Source organism: Streptomyces sp. NPDC028289 (assembly GCF_055565975.1).
Window position 1 is genome coordinate 469,167 of the sequence record NZ_JBVHTI010000010.1, and the last position, 15,812, is coordinate 484,978.

The 15,812-nt window shown below is 72.2% G+C and carries 15 protein-coding genes; 8 read left to right on the top strand and 7 right to left on the bottom strand.

Features of this window, described 5'->3' with window-relative positions; genetic code table 11:
* Positions 1 to 12: 12 nt before the first annotated feature.
* Positions 13 to 1,116, top strand: a complete 1,104-nt coding sequence (locus tag ACZ4UV_RS44610) for a phosphotransferase family protein (RefSeq protein WP_467846361.1) — start codon at positions 13 to 15, stop codon at positions 1,114 to 1,116.
* Between the two features lies 1 nt (position 1,117).
* Here ACZ4UV_RS44610 and ACZ4UV_RS44615 read toward each other — a convergent pair whose 3' ends face one another.
* The gene (locus tag ACZ4UV_RS44615; RefSeq protein WP_467846366.1) at positions 1,118 to 1,576 is read right to left on the bottom strand and encodes a hypothetical protein; all 459 of its coding nucleotides are present in this window, start codon (positions 1,574 to 1,576) and stop codon (positions 1,118 to 1,120) included.
* Between the two features lie 267 nt (positions 1,577 to 1,843).
* Here ACZ4UV_RS44615 and ACZ4UV_RS44620 point away from each other — a divergent pair, with 267 nt between their 5' ends.
* From ACZ4UV_RS44620 to fxsA, 4 genes are all read left to right on the top strand, one after another.
* Positions 1,844 to 2,284, top strand: a complete 441-nt coding sequence (locus tag ACZ4UV_RS44620) for an Lrp/AsnC family transcriptional regulator (protein WP_066997022.1) — start codon at positions 1,844 to 1,846, stop codon at positions 2,282 to 2,284.
* 339 nt (positions 2,285 to 2,623) lie between these two features.
* Positions 2,624 to 4,228 carry an amidohydrolase gene (locus tag ACZ4UV_RS44625; protein ID WP_467846372.1) on the top strand — a complete coding sequence of 535 codons (1,605 nt, stop codon included), beginning with the start codon at positions 2,624 to 2,626 and terminating at the stop codon, positions 4,226 to 4,228.
* Between the two features lie 630 nt (positions 4,229 to 4,858).
* Entirely contained in the window at positions 4,859 to 5,653 is a 795-nt protein-coding gene (locus tag ACZ4UV_RS44630; RefSeq protein ID WP_351492311.1) for a polyprenol monophosphomannose synthase, read from the top strand.
* A gap of 78 nt (positions 5,654 to 5,731) precedes the next feature.
* On the top strand, positions 5,732 to 6,295 hold the full coding sequence (fxsA, locus tag ACZ4UV_RS44635; RefSeq protein ID WP_467846378.1) for an FxsA family membrane protein: 564 nt from the start codon (positions 5,732 to 5,734) through the stop codon (positions 6,293 to 6,295).
* A 100-nt stretch (positions 6,296 to 6,395) separates the two neighbouring features.
* Here fxsA and ACZ4UV_RS44640 read toward each other — a convergent pair whose 3' ends face one another.
* The 4 genes from ACZ4UV_RS44640 to yczE all read right to left on the bottom strand — a co-directional run bounded on the left by ACZ4UV_RS44640 (position 6,396) and on the right by yczE (position 9,844).
* A complete protein-coding gene (locus tag ACZ4UV_RS44640) occupies positions 6,396 to 6,770 on the bottom strand; it encodes an RNA polymerase-binding protein RbpA (RefSeq protein WP_351492306.1) in 375 nt (124 codons plus the stop codon).
* A gap of 268 nt (positions 6,771 to 7,038) precedes the next feature.
* Positions 7,039 to 8,385 carry an MFS transporter gene (locus ACZ4UV_RS44645; RefSeq protein ID WP_467846385.1) on the bottom strand — a complete coding sequence of 449 codons (1,347 nt, stop codon included), beginning with the start codon at positions 8,383 to 8,385 and terminating at the stop codon, positions 7,039 to 7,041.
* Between the two features lie 41 nt (positions 8,386 to 8,426).
* Positions 8,427 to 9,194 (bottom strand): glycerophosphodiester phosphodiesterase family protein, encoded by a 768-nt coding sequence (locus ACZ4UV_RS44650; protein ID WP_451021906.1) that lies wholly within the window; start codon positions 9,192 to 9,194, stop codon positions 8,427 to 8,429.
* Complete coding sequence (gene yczE, locus ACZ4UV_RS44655) at positions 9,191 to 9,844, bottom strand: membrane protein YczE (protein WP_451021905.1); 654 nt, start codon at positions 9,842 to 9,844, stop codon at positions 9,191 to 9,193. The genes ACZ4UV_RS44650 and yczE overlap by 4 nt, the downstream gene beginning before the upstream one ends.
* A 100-nt stretch (positions 9,845 to 9,944) precedes the next feature.
* Between yczE and ACZ4UV_RS44660 the strand changes: the two genes are divergently transcribed.
* Positions 9,945 to 11,447, top strand: a complete 1,503-nt coding sequence (locus ACZ4UV_RS44660) for an SCO1417 family PLP biosynthesis transcription factor (RefSeq protein ID WP_390047876.1) — start codon at positions 9,945 to 9,947, stop codon at positions 11,445 to 11,447.
* 114 nt (positions 11,448 to 11,561) lie between these two features.
* Here ACZ4UV_RS44660 and ACZ4UV_RS44665 read toward each other — a convergent pair whose 3' ends face one another.
* Together ACZ4UV_RS44665 and ACZ4UV_RS44670 are read right to left on the bottom strand one after the other, a co-directional pair.
* Entirely contained in the window at positions 11,562 to 13,118 is a 1,557-nt protein-coding gene (locus ACZ4UV_RS44665; RefSeq protein WP_467846394.1) for an ATP-binding cassette domain-containing protein, read from the bottom strand.
* 37 nt (positions 13,119 to 13,155) lie between these two features.
* A complete protein-coding gene (locus ACZ4UV_RS44670) occupies positions 13,156 to 13,350 on the bottom strand; it encodes a hypothetical protein (protein ID WP_189268091.1) in 195 nt (64 codons plus the stop codon).
* Positions 13,351 to 13,690: 340 nt separating this feature from the next.
* On the opposite strand from ACZ4UV_RS44670, the gene ACZ4UV_RS44675 reads away from it, so the two are divergent.
* Positions 13,691 to 14,083: an ankyrin repeat domain-containing protein gene (locus ACZ4UV_RS44675; protein WP_351492292.1), complete on the top strand. Its 393-nt coding sequence runs from the start codon at positions 13,691 to 13,693 to the stop codon at positions 14,081 to 14,083.
* Positions 14,084 to 14,384: 301 nt separating this feature from the next.
* On the top strand, positions 14,385 to 15,803 hold the full coding sequence (locus ACZ4UV_RS44680) for a HEAT repeat domain-containing protein (RefSeq protein WP_451016570.1): 1,419 nt from the start codon (positions 14,385 to 14,387) through the stop codon (positions 15,801 to 15,803).
* The last annotated feature ends 9 nt before the right edge of the window (positions 15,804 to 15,812 follow it).

The window sequence follows — 15,812 nt, forward strand, 5'->3', positions numbered from 1 at the left end:
GAGGAGGCCGGGATGACGACGAAACCGCGCCCACGCACCACGACCCGCGACCCGGAGGACCTCACGCGCCGGCTGACCGCCTGGCTGGACACCCGGCTCCCCGGGGCCAAGGCCGTCGGCGTCACGGTCCCCGCCACCAACGGAATGTCCAGCGAGACCCTGCTCTTCGAGATCGAGCACCCCGAACCACCGCTGAGGGCCTGCGCGTTGAGACTGGCGGCGGATCCGTCCGCGTACACGGTCTTCCCGTCGTACGACCTCACCCGCCAGTACCGCACCATGCGGCTGGTCGCCGACCACACGGACCTGCCCGTCCCCCGGGTCCTGTGGCTGGAGGAGGACCCCGGACCGCTCGGCGCGCCCTTCTTCGTGATGGAGCGCGTCGCGGGGCGCGTTCCGCCCGACGTCATGCCCTACACGTACGAGGGGAACTGGCTGCACGCGGCGACCGACGCGGAACGCGAACATCTCGAAGCCGTCTCCGTCGGCCTGCTGGCCCGGCTGCACGACCAAGTGCCTCTGCCCGAGGCCGAGTTCCTCGCCCTTCCCGGGGGCGGCGACGCCCTGCACCGGCATGTCGAGTCCCAACGGCGCTACTACGACTGGGTGGTGGTCGGTCTCGCCCGCTCACCCCTGATCGAGGCAGCCTTCGACCGGCTGGCCGACCTGTGGCCGCGCGAGCCCGGTACGCCCGTCCTCAACTGGGGCGACGCCCGGATCGGGAACGTCGTCTACGACGGCTTCGACCCCGTCGCCGTCCTCGACTGGGAGATGGCGGCACCGGCTCCGCGTGAGGTGGACCTCGGCTGGACCGTCTACCTGCACCGCTTCTTCCAGGACCTCACGGCCGCCTCCGGACAGCGGGGACTGCCCGCGTTCCTGCGCCGCGACCGCGTCGAGGCCCGCTACGCCCGCCTGACCGGCCACACCCCGCGGGACATGGACTTCTACACCCTGTACGCCGCCCTGCGGCACGCGATCGTCATGCTGCGCATCGCCTATCGGCAGGTGTACTTCGGTGAGGCCGCCGTCCCGGCGGATCCGGACACACTGATCCTGCACCACGGCAGTCTGCGCGCCATGGTGCAGGGCAGTTACTGGGACGCGGTGCGGTGACTCAGGCAGCCTGACGGACGGCGGTGTAGCCGCCGGGGCGCATCGCCCGTACGCGCATCGGGCGCGAGCCCGGGCCGCCGACGTGCGAGAAGGGCTGCGTCCGCCAGTTCAGACCCTGCGGGAGGGTGAGCAGGAGGGCGGTGTCCTGCTCCTGCGGCTCGGCCGACTCGTCCGCGGACGGGGCCTCGTCCGCCGCGCGGCCCGTGCCGGCACAGACCGTGAGGCCGAACGGGTTCCACGGCGAGGCGCACAGCGCGTGCTCCGGCAGGAACTCCTCGTCCGCCAGCAGCGCGATGGACTGCGCGCAGTCCGGGCAGATCACCCGGAACATCTCGAAGGTGTCGTAGGCGTCCAGTTCCTCGGCCTCGTAGAGGTCGGGTTCGACGCCCTCCGGCTCGGGCTCGACAACCAACTGCGGGCGCTTGGGCGTGGTACGACCAGGGCGCTTAAGACTCTGCATGGGTAACTCCCCCTCGGGCTGGGCCGTTACGGCACTGCGGCCTCGACCACAGCAAGCACTTCCCGTCCGCTCTCGGCGGTAATCACGAGAACATCACGGAGCCCGTTCGAGGGCTGTGGCGTTCGTCACATGCCGCGCGCAGGTGCCCGCTGCGGCGGTTTTTTCCGCGGGTCGGCTCGCGGCCGACGCCCCGTGGCATCACAAACCGGCCATGACCTGGGCCGCTGACCTATCCGTGGAGATCAGGCGCACTGTAGTTTTTGCGCCATGGAGGAGCTGGACCGTCAAATCGTGCAGCTGCTCGTCAAGGACGGGCGGATGAGCTACACGGACCTGGGCAAGGCCACGGGTCTGTCCACGTCGGCCGTGCACCAGCGGGTGCGCCGCCTGGAGCAGCGTGGCGTCATCCGCGGCTATGCCGCGGTCGTCGACCCGGAGGCCGTCGGGCTGCCGATGACGGCGTTCATCTCGGTGAAACCCTTCGACCCCAGCGCCCCCGACGACATCGCGGACCGCCTGGCCGGCGTCCCCGAGATCGAGGCGTGCCACAGCGTGGCGGGCGACGAGAACTACATCCTCAAGGTACGGGTGGCGACCCCGCACGAACTGGAGGAGCTGCTGGCCAGGCTGCGCAGCCTGGCCGGGGTGTCGACGCGGACGACGGTGGTGCTGTCGACGCCGTACGAGGCGCGTCCGCCGAAGATCTGAGCGGGCCGCCACCGCTGCCGCCACCCGCGCGTGCTGCGGTTGCTGCCGTTGTCGTCGCCACCGCTACGGCCGCCGCCATCGCGATCGCTGAGGCTGCCGCCCCCCGCCACCGCCGTGGGCAGTCGTTCGGCAGGGCGGAACGGCTGGGCGCGGCCGACGGCTCCGGGGGCCTTGGAACGTGCTCCGAGTGCAGCCGAGTGTCGACTGCGGGTGGTCGGGGGCTGGTCGCGCAGTTCCTCCTCCAGCCTTCGGCCGGGGGTACCCCAGCGCCCCTGATGGGGCGCGTTTCGGGCGCCCCCCTGTCCAGAGGCGCCGGTGGCAGGGGCGAAACTGTTCCCCATGAGTGAGCGCAGCCCCGAGCCCAAGACCGTCCTTCTCCGCCGCGGCGAGGTCCACAGTCCCGCCGATCCGTTCGCGACCGCGATGGTCGTGGAGCGGGGGCAGGTCGCCTGGGTCGGCTCCGAAGGCGCCGCCGACGCGTTCGCGGACGGGGTCGACGAGGTCGTCGACCTCGACGGGGCCCTGGTCACCCCCGCCTTCACGGACGCCCATGTCCACACCACGTCCACCGGGCTCGCCCTGACCGGCCTGGACCTGTCCGGGGCCGGTTCCCTGGCCTCGGCCCTGGCGCTGGTCAGGGACTTCGCCGCCGCCCGCCCGGACGACCGGGTCCTGCTCGGGCACGGCTGGGACGCCGCCCGCTGGGCCGACGACCGCCCGCCGACCCGCGCCGAGCTGGACGCGGCCACCGGCGGACGCCCGCTCTATCTCTCCCGTATCGACGTCCACTCGGCGGCCGTCACCACGGCCCTGCTGGACCTGGTGCCGGGCGCGGTCCCGCGCCAGGACGCTCCGCTCACCGGCGACGCCCACCACGCCGTACGCGCCGCCGCGTTCGCGGCCGTGACGCCCGCCCAGCGTGCGGCGGCCCAGCGCACCGCCCTCGCGCACGCCGCCTCGCTCGGCATCGGCACCGTGCACGAGTGCGGCGGGCCGAAGATCTCCTCCGAGGACGACTTCACCGGCCTGCTGCGGCTCGCCGCCGAGCTGCCCGGACCGCGCGTCGTCGGCTACTGGGCCGAGGAGGACACCGAGAAGGCCCGCCGACTCGGCGCGCTCGGCGCCGCCGGCGACCTGTTCGTCGACGGCGCCCTCGGCTCCCACACCGCCTGCCTGCACGAGCCCTACGCCGACGCGGGGCACACCGGCGCCACCTACCTGGACGCGGACGCCGTCGCCGCTCATGTCACCGCCTGCACCGAGGCCGGTCTGCAGGCCGGTTTCCACGCCATCGGCGACGCCGCCGTGACCGCCGTCGTGGAGGGCGTCCGGGCCGCCGCCGAGAAGGTCGGCCTGGCCCGCGTCCGCGCCGCCCGGCACCGCGTCGAGCACGCCGAGATGCTCACACCCGAGCACATCGCCGGCTTCGCCGAACTCGGCCTGATCGCCTCGGTGCAGCCCGCCTTCGACGCGCTGTGGGGTGGCGCGGACGGCATGTACGCCCAGCGGCTCGGCGCCGAGCGGGCCGGCACCCTCAACCCGTTCGCCGCCCTCCTCAAGGCCGGGGTCCCGCTCTCCTTCGGCTCCGACAGCCCCGTCACCCCGCTCGACCCCTGGGGGACCGTCCGGGCCGCCGCCTTCCACCACACACCCGAACACCGGGTCTCCGTCCGCGCCGCGTTCACCGCGCACACCCGCGGCGGCTGGCGCGCGATCGGCAGGGACGACGCTGGCGTCCTGGTGCCGGGCGCGCCCGCCGACTACGCGGTCTGGCGCACCGACGAACTGGTGGTGCAGGCTCCGGACGACCGGGTCGCCCGCTGGTCCACCGACCCGCGCTCCGGCACCCCCGGCCTGCCGGACCTGACCCCCGGCCGCGAGCTGCCGGTCTGTCTGCGCACCGTGGTGGGCGGCCGGACCGTGTTCGTACGACCGGGCGAGTGACCCGCCGCATTCGTACGGCCGGGCGAGTGATCTCCCGGGGTGGCGCGGCCGTGATCGATGGCCGCCGCTCCGTCGCGCGACCTGCGCATCCTCTGCGCTGACCAGGGGTTTGGGGCTGTTTCCGCAGGTCAGACGGCTGTTGACAGCCAGCGGCAGCGGGCCGGTAGGTTCGGCGGAGTCCACCACCGGACGCCCGACCATGGAGCAGTTCGCGCACTCGTCGCAGCGCCGCTGGGTCAGGGACGGTGTGCCGCACCGGGGCACCGTCACTGGGAGCCAGGCTCAGCGCCCGCGCCGACGAGGGAACGTTCCGGCCGGTCGGGAGGTGTGACCCGGGTGGGGCCCGGACGCTCAGTAGACAACGGCTTTCGGTCGACCCGCAGCCAGCGGGTCCCAGGTCGGCCCGAAGGGCGCCGGGCCCCCATCCGCAGGAGAGGCAGCCCTGCCCCGCAGGGGAACAAAGTGGCGCCGCGGGGGAACACGGTGGCGAAAGTACGGATGGCGGGCACCCGAAACGGGCATCCTTACCCCGTTCTTGCGGAATCGACACCACCATACGAATGAGCTGTCGCGTCAGTGCAGGCCGCGGCCACTATGGTGGTCCCCTGCGTACGACATGAAGGGGCAGCAGTGAACGACGGCGACGGGACCCTCGCGGCCAAGGCGCAGGGGCGGCGGTTCGGCCCGCTCGGCACGGCCTTGGTGATCATTCCCACGTACAACGAGGCGGAGAACATCAAGTCCATCGTCGGCCGGGTGCGCCAGGCCGTCCCCGACGCGCACGTGCTGGTGGCGGACGACAACAGCCCCGACGGCACGGGCAAGCTCGCCGACGAACTGGCCGCCGAGGACGACCACGTCCAGGTGCTCCACCGCAAGGGCAAGGAAGGCCTCGGCGCCGCCTACCTCGCGGGCTTCCGCTGGGGCATGGACAACGGCTACGGCGTGCTCGTCGAGATGGACGCCGACGGCTCCCACCAGCCGGAGGAACTGCCCCGGCTGCTGACCGCGCTGAAGGGCGCCGACCTGGTGCTCGGCTCCCGCTGGGTGCCCGGCGGCCGGGTGGTCAACTGGCCGAAGTCCCGTGAGTTCATCTCCCGGGGCGGCTCCCTGTACTCCCGGCTCGCCCTCGACCTTCCCCTGCGGGACATCACCGGCGGCTTCCGCGCCTTCCGCCGCGAGACCCTGGAGGGCCTGGGGCTCGACGAGGTCGCCTCCCAGGGCTACTGCTTCCAGGTCGACCTGGCCCGCCGCGCGGTCAAGGCCGGCTTCCAGGTCGTCGAGGTGCCCATCACCTTCGTCGAGCGGGAGTTCGGCGACTCCAAGATGAGCCGCGACATCCTGGTCGAGGCGCTGTGGCGGGTCACCTCGTGGGGCGTCACCGAGCGGGTGGGCAGGATGACCGGCAAGGGCAGGCCTTCCTAGCGGACGCCCGGGAAGCTCACAGTTCCGGTTGATCATCCCCTTATGCCGCACTGAGCCGGGCCCAGGCACACTGGGTGCATGACGACTGGCGCGCAGACCCCTCCGCACACCACCCGGCCCCGCCGCTCCCGGCTCGGCAGATACCTGCCGCTGGGTCTCGCGGTGTGGCTGGTGCTGGAGATCTGGCTGCTGACGGTGGTCGCGGGCGCGGCGGGCGGCATGACCGTGTTCCTGCTGCTGGTGGCGGGTTTCGTCGCCGGTTCCGTGGTCATCAAGCGGGCCGGCCGGCGGGCCTTCCGGAGCCTCAACGAGGCGATCCAGCGCGGCGGCTCCCCGGAGCGCGGCGGTGACAACGGCCTGATGATGCTGGGCGGCCTGCTCCTCATGATCCCCGGCCTGGTCTCCGACGCCCTCGGCCTGCTGCTCCTGCTCCCCCCGGTGCAGAAGGCGGCCTCGCGTATCGCGGAACGCACCCTCGACAGCAAACTCCGCGCCGCCGCCCCCGGCACCCTCGGCAACGCCTTCCAGCAGGCCCGCATGCACCGCCCGGACGGAAAGGTCGTGCAGGGCGAGGTGATCCGCAACGACGTCCCCCGGCCGGGTGACGAGCCGGCGGGGGAGCGGCCGCCGCTGACACGGTGAGTGCGCCCGCACCCGGAACAACCGAGGGCGCCGCACGTTCTGTGAACGTGCGGCGCCCTCGGTCGTTGTGTCGGCTTCCGTTGGACGGAACTGCAAGGACCTATGCGGACTTGCGGCTGTCCCTGGGGTGAATCGCGATGTTCATCGCCCCGGAACGCAGAACCGCGAGACGCTCCTCAAGGACCTCTTCGAGCTCCTCACGGGTGCGCCGCTCCATCAGCATGTCCCAGTGGGTACGCGCGGGCTTGGCCTTCTTCTCTTCAGGGCCGTCGCCGTCCACGAGGAGTGCTGGGGCCCCGCAGACCTTGCACTCCCACTCCGGCGGGATCTCCGCCTCGACCGAGAAGGGCATCTCGAACCGGTGCCCCTTCTCGCATGCGTACTCCACGGCCTGGCGCGGGGCCAGGTCGATACCGCGGTCCGTCTCGTAGCTGGTCACCACGAGGCGCGTACCGCGAAGAGCTCGCTCACTCATGAATCGTGCCTCCCGGGCTTGTCGCCCACAGGACAGGTGTCGCTGTCGTCGTCATCCGGTCAACGTCCGGTCGGCGGTAAAGATTCCCGTTCCGGGTCATGCGTCGCCGTCGTAGCCGCCCCTTGTTGTACCCACCAGCGCCCGGTTTGTCACATCTGCTAGCAGATGTCACCCAGCGTTTCGGTATCTTTGACGCGCAGTAACGGTACGCCTGGCAGGCCAAACGCGTACACTACCGCCCTTCCGCGTTGAACGCTAAATCTTCCCGCTAGATCTTCTGCGGAACCGGATTGCCGGCCTCGCCGATCGCCCGACGCACCGGCACCCGCGCGAGCAGCGCGAACCCGATGACGAAGAACGCCACCAGCGAGATGATCGCCGAGCGGTAGCTCCCGGTCAGCTGGTAGGTGATCCCGAACAACAGTGGTCCCAGCCAGCTCATCCCCCGATCGCTCATCTCGTACGCCGCGAAGTACTCGGCTTCTTTCCCGAGCGGTACGAGATGGGAGAACAGGGAGCGGGACAGGGCCTGGCTGCCGCCGAGGACGAGACCGATGCCGGCCGCGAGGGCGAAGAACCACACGGGTGCCTCGGCCGGCAGGAAGTACCCGGCCGCCAGCGTCACCGTCCATGCCACCAGCGATCCCAGGATGGTGCGTTTCGCCCCGTACGTCCTGGCCAGCCGTCCCATCGTCAGCGCGCCCGCCACGGCCAGCACCTGCACCATCAGGACGGCGCCGATGAGCGTCGACTGGCCGAGCCCGAGCTCCTCCGAGCCGTAGACGGACGCCTGGGAGATCACGGTCTGGATGCCGTCGTTGTAGATGAGGTAGGCCAGCAGGAAGGAGAGCGTCAACGGATGGCGGCGCATGTCCCGGGCCGTCGCCGCGAGTTGACGCAGCCCCGGCGTCGCCGCCTCGGCCGCCCGGCCGCCCCGGTCGCGCAGCCGTCGCAGCGGTACGAGGGTGAAGGCGCCCCACCACAGGCCCGCCGCGGCCAGGCAGACGCGGACCGCCTCGGTCTCGGAGAGGCCGAAGGAGTCGTGCGCGGAGTAGAGGACCAGGTTGACGATCAGTACCAGTGAGCCCGACGCGTAGCCGAAGGCCCAGCCCCGGGAGGAGATGGTGTCGCGCTCCTCGGGCGGGGCGATCTGGGGGAGGTAGGAGTTGTAGACCATCAGGGCGACGGACTGGGCGGCGTTCGCGACGATCAGCAGCAGCCCGCCGAGCAGGTAGCGGTCGCCGTCCAGGAAGAACATGCCCGTCGTCGCCGCGGCCCCGGTGTACGCGGCCACGCCGAGCAGCTGCTTCTTGCGGCCGGTACGGTCGGCCGCGCTGCCCACCAGGGGCATGAGCACGACCGCCAGGATCACCGACAGGGAGACCGAGTAGGCGAAGAAGGAGCCCGCCCGGACCGGGATGCCGAGCGGGTGCACATAGCCGTTGGCGTCCGCCGCGTGGTCGGCGACCGACGTGAGGTACGGGCCGAGGAACACGGTGAGGACGCTCGTCGAGTAGACCGAGCACGCCCAGTCGTAGAAGTACCAGCCGCGCTGTTCGCGCCGCAGCTCGGTGGCCTCGTCGTAGACCCCCGTCCGCACGGTTTCGGTGCCCACCCGTGCCCTCGCCTTTCCCGCAGCAGTACCGCCCGCGCGCCTCAGAACCAGACGCCGCGCTTCTGCATGACCTCACGCAACGTGTCGATGTGATCGGTCATGATGCCATCGACGCCCAGGTCCAGGAGCCGGTGCATCCGCTCGGGTTCGTTGATGGTCCACACGTGGACGTGCAGCCCGAGGGCGTGGGCGGCGCGCACGAAGCGCCGGTCGACCACCGGGACCCCCGACTGCGACTCGGGCACCTGGGCGGCCACCGCTGACCGGCGCACCGCGGCGGGCAGTCCCCAGGAGCGCAGCCGCAGCCCGACCACGCCCCGGGTGCCGAACGAGGTGGCCAGGCGCGGCCCGGCCAGCCGCTGCGCCCGCAGCACCCGCGCCTCCGAGAACGAGCCGACGCAGACCCGGTCGTAGGAGTCCGTCTTCTCGATCAGGTCGAGGAGCGGCCGCAGGGCCGGCTCCGCCTTGGCGTCCACGTTCCAGCGGACGTCCGGGAACTCCTCGAGCAGCTCCTCGAAGAGGGGGAGCGGCTCGCGGCCGGCCACGCGCGCGTGCCGTACGTCCTCCCAGGGCAGGTCGGCGATCCGGCCGACCCCGTCGGTGACCCGGTCCAGGGTGTCGTCGTGGAAGGCGACCAGCTTGCCGTCGGCCGTGGCGTGCACATCGGTCTCGATGTACCGGTAGCCGAGTTCGACCGCGCGCCGGAACTGCGCCACGGTGTTCTCCAGGCCGTCCGCGGCCCCGCCCCGATGGGCGAAGGCGATGGGGCCGGGGTGGTCCAGGTACGGGTGGCGTGTCAGCGTGCTCACCTGCGCAGTATCGCGCGCCCGGGTGACCCCGTGGCAACGACCGTGCTGCGACCGGATGCCGCCGGGACGGCGAACACCTTCAGGAACAGCTGCGCGAGGGGGCCGATGGACACGGCGTAGAGCAGGGTGCCGACGCCGACGGTCCCGCCGAGCGCGAATCCGCTGACGACCACCGCGACCTCGATCGCCGTCCGGATGAGCCGGATCGAACGGCCGGTACGCCGGTGCAGCCCCGTCATCAGACCGTCCCGGGGGCCCGGCCCGAAGCTCGCCGCGATGTACAGCCCGGTCGCCGCCCCGTTGAGCACGATGCCGGCCGCCATCAGCGGGATCCGTACGGCGAACGCGTGCGCCTCGGGCAGGACGGCGAGGGCGGCGTTCATGGCGAGGCCGATGACGAAGACGTTGGAGACCGTGCCGAGGCCCGGCCGCTGGCGCAGCGGGACCCACAGGAGCAGTACGACCGCCCCCACGACGATCGACACCGTGCCGATGCTCAGCCCGGTGTGCCCCGCGAGCCCCTGGTGCAGCACGCCCCAGGGCTCCAGCCCGAGGCCGGCCTCCACGAGCAGCGCGGAACTCACGCCGTACAGCGTGAGTCCCACGTAGAGCTGGATCAACCGCCGCCCGAGACGGCCTTGCGTGGACAAGAGATACCCCCTGGTGGTGAAGGTGGCCTGACCCGTGTCACTCTGTGGCTCGGGGGAGGAAGCCATCCATGGCCAATTCGGGGAAGGTGGACTGATTCTCATGGCGCAGTGGACCTCGGCGGTGGGTGCCGCGCAGCTCGCCCGGCTGCTCAGCTCGCAGCAGGAGCGCCCTGCCGGTCCCGGCACCCGGCGTCCGCCCGCCTATCGCGCGCTCGCCGACGGGGTCCGGCTGCTGGTGCTCGAAGGGCGCGTCCCGGTCGCCGCCCGGCTGCCCGCCGAACGCGAACTGGCGCTCTCCCTGTCCGTGAGCCGTACGACCGTGGCGGCGGCGTACGAGGCGCTGCGCGCGGAGGGGTTCCTGGAGTCCCGGCGGGGCGCCGGCAGCTGGACCGCCGTCCCGGCGGGCAACCCGCTCCCCGCCCGCGGCCTCGAACCACTGCCCCCCGAGGCCCTCGGCTCGCTGATCGACCTCGGCACCGCCGCCCTGCCCGCGCCCGAGCCCTGGCTGACCCGTGCGGTTCAGGGCGCCCTGGAGGAGCTCACGCCGTACGCCCACACCCACGGCGACTATCCGGCAGGCCTCCCGGTCCTGCGCTCGATGATCGCGGAGCGCTACACCGCGCGCGGGATCCCGACCATGCCCGAGCAGATCATGGTCACGACGGGTGCGATGGGCGCGATCGACGCGATCTGCCATCTCTTCGGCGGGCGCGGTGAACGCATCGCCGTCGAGTCGCCGTCGTACGCCAACATCCTCCAGTTGATGCGGGAGGCGGGCGCCCGCCTCGTCCCCGTCGCGATGGCCGAGGGGCTGTCGGGCTGGGACATGGACCGCTGGCGCCAGGTCCTGCGGGAGGCGGCGCCCCGGATCGCGTACGTCGTCGCCGACTTCCACAACCCCACGGGGGCGCTCGCCGACGAGGACCAGCGTCGTCGGCTGGTGGACGCGGCCCGCTCGGCGGGCACGGTGCTCGTCGCCGACGAGACGATGAGCGAGCTGTGGCTGGACGACGACGTGGAGATGCCCCGCCCGGTCTGCGGCTTCGACCCGGCGGGCTCGACCGTCATCACGGTCGGCTCCGCGAGCAAGGCCTTCTGGGCGGGCATGCGCATCGGCTGGGTACGGGCGGCTCCCGACGTGATCCGCAGCCTGGTCGCCGCGCGGGCCTATGCCGACCTGGGGACGCCGGTGCTGGAGCAACTGGCGGTGAACTGGCTGTTCAGCACGGGCGGTTGGGAGCAGGCTGTCGACCTGCGCCGGGCGCAGGCGCGGGAGAACCGGGACGCCCTGCTGAGAGCGATCCGGCGGGAGCTGCCGGCCTGGGAGTTCGAGGTGCCGAAGGGCGGTCTGACCTTGTGGGTCCGGGCGGGGGGACTGTCCGGCTCCCGGCTGGCGGAGGCGGGGGAGCGGGTGGGAGTGCGGGTGCCCTCGGGGCCGCGGTTCGGGGTCGACGGGGCTTTCGAGGGCTATGTACGCCTTCCGTTCACCGTGGGGGGAGCGGTGGCGGACGAAGCGGCGGCGCGGCTGGCGGCGGCGGCGCGGTTGGTGGAGTCGGGGGCGAGTGGGGGGAACGGCGAGGCGCCGCGGACTTTTGTGGCGTAGCGGCGGGGTGGTTCTTGGGCCGCGGGTCGGCGGGGGCTGGTCGCGCAGTTCCTTCCCCGGCCGAAGGCTGGGGGAGGCACCCGGCAAGCGCCGGTGAGCGTCCCCACCCCCACCTCAGCCCTCGGCGATCGCGGCTTCCAGCTGTGCCGCCTGCTCCACCACCCCGCTCCGCGGCGGCAGCAACGCCAGCACCGCCTCGCGGTCGACCTCGCTCGTCGCGTCGTCGTACGGATCCGGAGTCGCCGGCACCTGAAGCCGCAGCACCGGCCCGTGCCCCAGCCGCGCGTACCCCCGCCCCGGCGGCACCTGGGCCAGCGGTGTCGTGTGCGGCGGGGCCCCCAGCGCAGCCGCCAGCTCGTCCGGCAGCGCCGGTCCCAGGACGACACGCGCGCGTGCGTGCTGTCGCACCGCCTCGCTCAACACGTCCGCGCTGTCGAGCTGTTCGGCGACCACCACGGTGACGTTGGCCGCGCGGCCGTGCCGGAGGGGGGCCTGGAGGAGGGCCTGCGGGTCCTTGTGGCCGTCCGCCGAGGCCAGGTGGACGAAGGCGCTCGGGCGGTCGAGGAGGATCCACAGCGGCCGCCGGCAGTCGTCCGGCGGCGGATGGCCCGCCTGGCGCGCGCGGCTGAGGGCGATGAGCCGCCGCTCCGTCTCGTTCGCGGCCCACTCCAGGCTGGCCAGTGCCCCGCCGAGCCCGCACTCCACGGCCAGGACCCCGTCGCGCCCGGCGAGGCACATGTACTCGCCGGTGCCGCCGCCCTCGACGATGAGGACGTCGCCGTACTGGAGGGCCTGCAGGGCGATGGAGCGCAGCAGGGTCGAGGTACCGCTGCCGGGGCGGCCCATGACCAGCAGGTGCGGTTCGGTGGAGCGGACGCCGGTGCGCCAGACGACCGGCGGTACGTCACGCTGCTCGTCGCCGTACCCGAGCGGGAGCGTGCGCTGGACCTCGCTGGGGTCGGTGAACCCCAGGACCGTCTCGCCCGGCGCGGTGACGAAGCGCTGGGCGGCGATGTCGGTGGGCAGCGGGGCGAGGACGGTCACCGTGAGCCGGTTGCCCTCTTCGTCCCACGCGAAGTGGTACTCGCGGCCTCGCCCGGACTTCGCGGTGAGCAGGTTCTCGATCCGCGCGCGGGCCTGGGGCTCGCCGTCCGGGAAGTACGCGGGGTAGCGGAGCAGCAGCTGGCCGAGGCGGCCCGCGTCGTCGAACTCGTGGGCGAGGAAGGCCTTGTCCCACTCCCCGCCGTGTGCGTACAGCGGCGCCGGGTCCTCGGCGGCCGAGAAGTACGGCACCAGGGCCTCGTACAGGGACTGGAGCCGCTGGGTCTGCGACTCGTCGGGGCCCTCCGGCGCGGACGGGGCGCGGTCACGGCCCTGCCAGGCGCTCGCCGCCATCAGGGTGATGACGGCGAGCAGCGGCCCGTACGGCACCAGCGCCACGACCAGGACGACGGAGGCCGCCAGGAACAGCAGCGGCCCACGCTTGTCCTTGGGTGTCTCCGCCCATCTGCGCCGCCCGGCCGAGGCCAGCCGGCTCAGCCCGCGGGTCACGGTGATGAGCGGGTGGAGGACGTCGGTGGCGCTGTCGGCGGCCGTCCGGGCCAGCTCCCGGCTCCGGGCGAGCTGCGCGCCGCCGTTGCTCAGAATGCGGGGGAGAGGGCGCCGGGCCACTGCTGTCTCCTCACGGTGCGTACGGGCGGGTGCGGCATCAGAACTTGATGCCGCCGAGCAGGCTCGCCAGGCTCTCGCCGCCTGCCTTGATGCTCGGTGCGATGGCCGTGCTGGCGAGATAGAAGCCGAAGAGCGCCGAGACCGTGGCGTGCGACGGCTTCAGTCCGTCCTTGCGGAAGAAGAGGAAGACGACGATGCCGAGCACGATGACGCCTGAGATGGAGAGGATCATGTGAGATCTCCTGGTGTCGAAGGGGGACAGTCACCATGAGTTCTTCCAGGATCACAGCAGGTATCCATATTATTAAAGGTGTAAATGGGTGAAACCGGGCTTATTTCACTCATTTGGTGGATCGCCCCTGTTCCGCATCGGCCGGGCTGACCGCCTTCCGGCGCGGGAATGTGATCGTCCGGCGGGGTTGCGGTGATCTTTACCTCGGGCAGATCCGGTCATGTGCCCCCTGAGCCAGTACGCTGGCGATTCACTCGTACGGCTCTGCGGCCCGCCCGTTGCCGTACGCTCCCCCAGTCCGCGATAGTCCCCGCAGCGCACAGGAGAGGCGGTCCGGCCGATGAGCGAAGCCCCCGACCCCGAGGTCGTGGAGCTGGCGACCAAGATCTTCGATCTGGCCCGGCAGGGGCGGACCGAGGAGCTCGTGGCGTACGTCGACGCGGGCGTTCCGGCCAACCTCACCAATGACCGCGGCGACTCCCTCGTGATGCTCGCCGCCTACCACGGCCACGCCGAGGCGGTGCGTGAGCTGCTCGCCCGGGGCGCCGAGGCGGACCGGGTCAACGACCGAGGTCAGACGCCACTCGCCGGAGCGGTCTTCAAGGGCGAGACGGATGTGGTCAAGGTGCTGGTGGAGGCCGGCGCGGACCCGGCGGCGGGCACTCCGTCAGCCGTCGACACCGCACGGATGTTCGGCAAGGTGGAGGTTCTGGAACTGTTCGGCACCTCCTGACCCATCTGTTCTGACCAGCTAAAACACACAAAACGGGGGAGGCGGTACAGGGCCGCCGAAATTTCGGTCGCGGCAGGTCGAAGTGCCGAGTCATCATGACGTCGTGATTCACGGACGCGATGGCTGGGCAGGTGTTGCCGCACCGCGCGGGCCGTGATGCGGCCCGCATGGGCCACTGACGAGAGGCAGAGAGAGATGGTCTACAGCAAGCAAGAGACGGCGGGCGCTCCGACGTTGTGTCACGCGGCCAGGTAGTGCGTGTTCTCCGGTTGCGTCGACGCTTGATGTGAGGCTGTTTCCCATGTTCGATCCGGTCATAGCGCCCAGCGGCACGCTGCTCGGCCTGCTTCAGCGGGGCCGTGGCGACGGCACGCTGCACGCGCTCACCGCCCCGCGCGCCGAAGCGCTCGCGGCGCTGAACCACTGTGTGCTCCACGACCCCCGCCACGACTGGCAGGTGGAGAACCGCTCCCTGTACTACGCCCGGCTCTACCTCGACCTGCACGGCGAGCTGGACGCCATCGAGGCGCACCTCTTCGACCCCGAGGACGTCCTCGACACCGAGGAGTCCCGCACGGGCCTCGCGCTGGCCGTGCTCGGGCACCTCGCCTCCTACGGCAGGCGGGACGCGCTCGAACTGCTGCGCAGGTACGCCGCGACCGGCGCCAACTGGGCCTGGGCCCTGGACGAGCTGGCGCTGCGCGATGACGACGCGGGCCTGCGCGCCCTCGCCGCCCCGGTGCTGGCGCGTTTCACCACGGACGCCGAGGGCGAGGCCGAACTGGCCGCCGCCGTACGGGACGCGTTCGAACCACGGCCCTGGCGGCTGTGGGCCGAGGATCCCCGCGAACCGATCGCCACGCGCGTGCGTGCCGCGCAGGAGACCGGCTGTTTCGACCGCTGGCAGCGCCAGATGCGACCTGCCGGGCCCCGTCCGGGGTGGAGCGTGCGGGCCGTCTTCGAATGGGCCCAGCAGGGCGTCGAGCGGGGCGCGGCGCTCCATGTGCCGGCCGCCCGCTGCCTGGTCGCCGTCGCCGGCCCCGAGGACCGGCCGGAGATCGTCCAGGCCGCCAAGGACGGCACCGACGGAGCCCGCTGCACCGCCCTGCGCTACCTCGCCGACAGCAACGACCCCGACGCGCTGAACCTGATCGAGGTCGCCGTGGCCGACGGCACGGCCACCGTGGTGGAGGCCGCCGTCGACGCCTTCGAACGCATGCGCAGTATCGCCGCCGTCGAACGCGCCCGCGGCTGGGCCCGCCGGCCCGACGCCCTCGGCGCCGCCGCCGGCCGGATGCTGGCCTGCCGGGGCGGAACCAAGGACAGCGAACTGGTCCTCGCCGCGCTGAGGGAGGCCGTACGCGGCGAAGGCCCGGACGCGCCGACGCTCTGGACCCTCGTGGACGGCACCGGACGCCTCGGCATCGTCTGCGCCGCCCCCGTCCTGCGCCACGTGTACCGCGAGACCGCCTCGTCCCACCTCCGTGGCCGCGCCGCCCGCGCCCTGGCCGCCACCGACCCCTCCTTCGCCACCGGCTTCGCCGTCGAATGCCTGTGGGACTGCGAGGAGACCACCCGCGAACTCGCCGCCCGGCACGCCGAGACCGGTGACGCCCGGGTCGTCGAACAGCTCCGCCGGCTCGCCGCCGACCCCGCCGAGGAGGCGGAGGTGCAGACGGCCGTACGCAGCCGTATCGGACCGGACGCGGCCGCCATGTGACATATCACT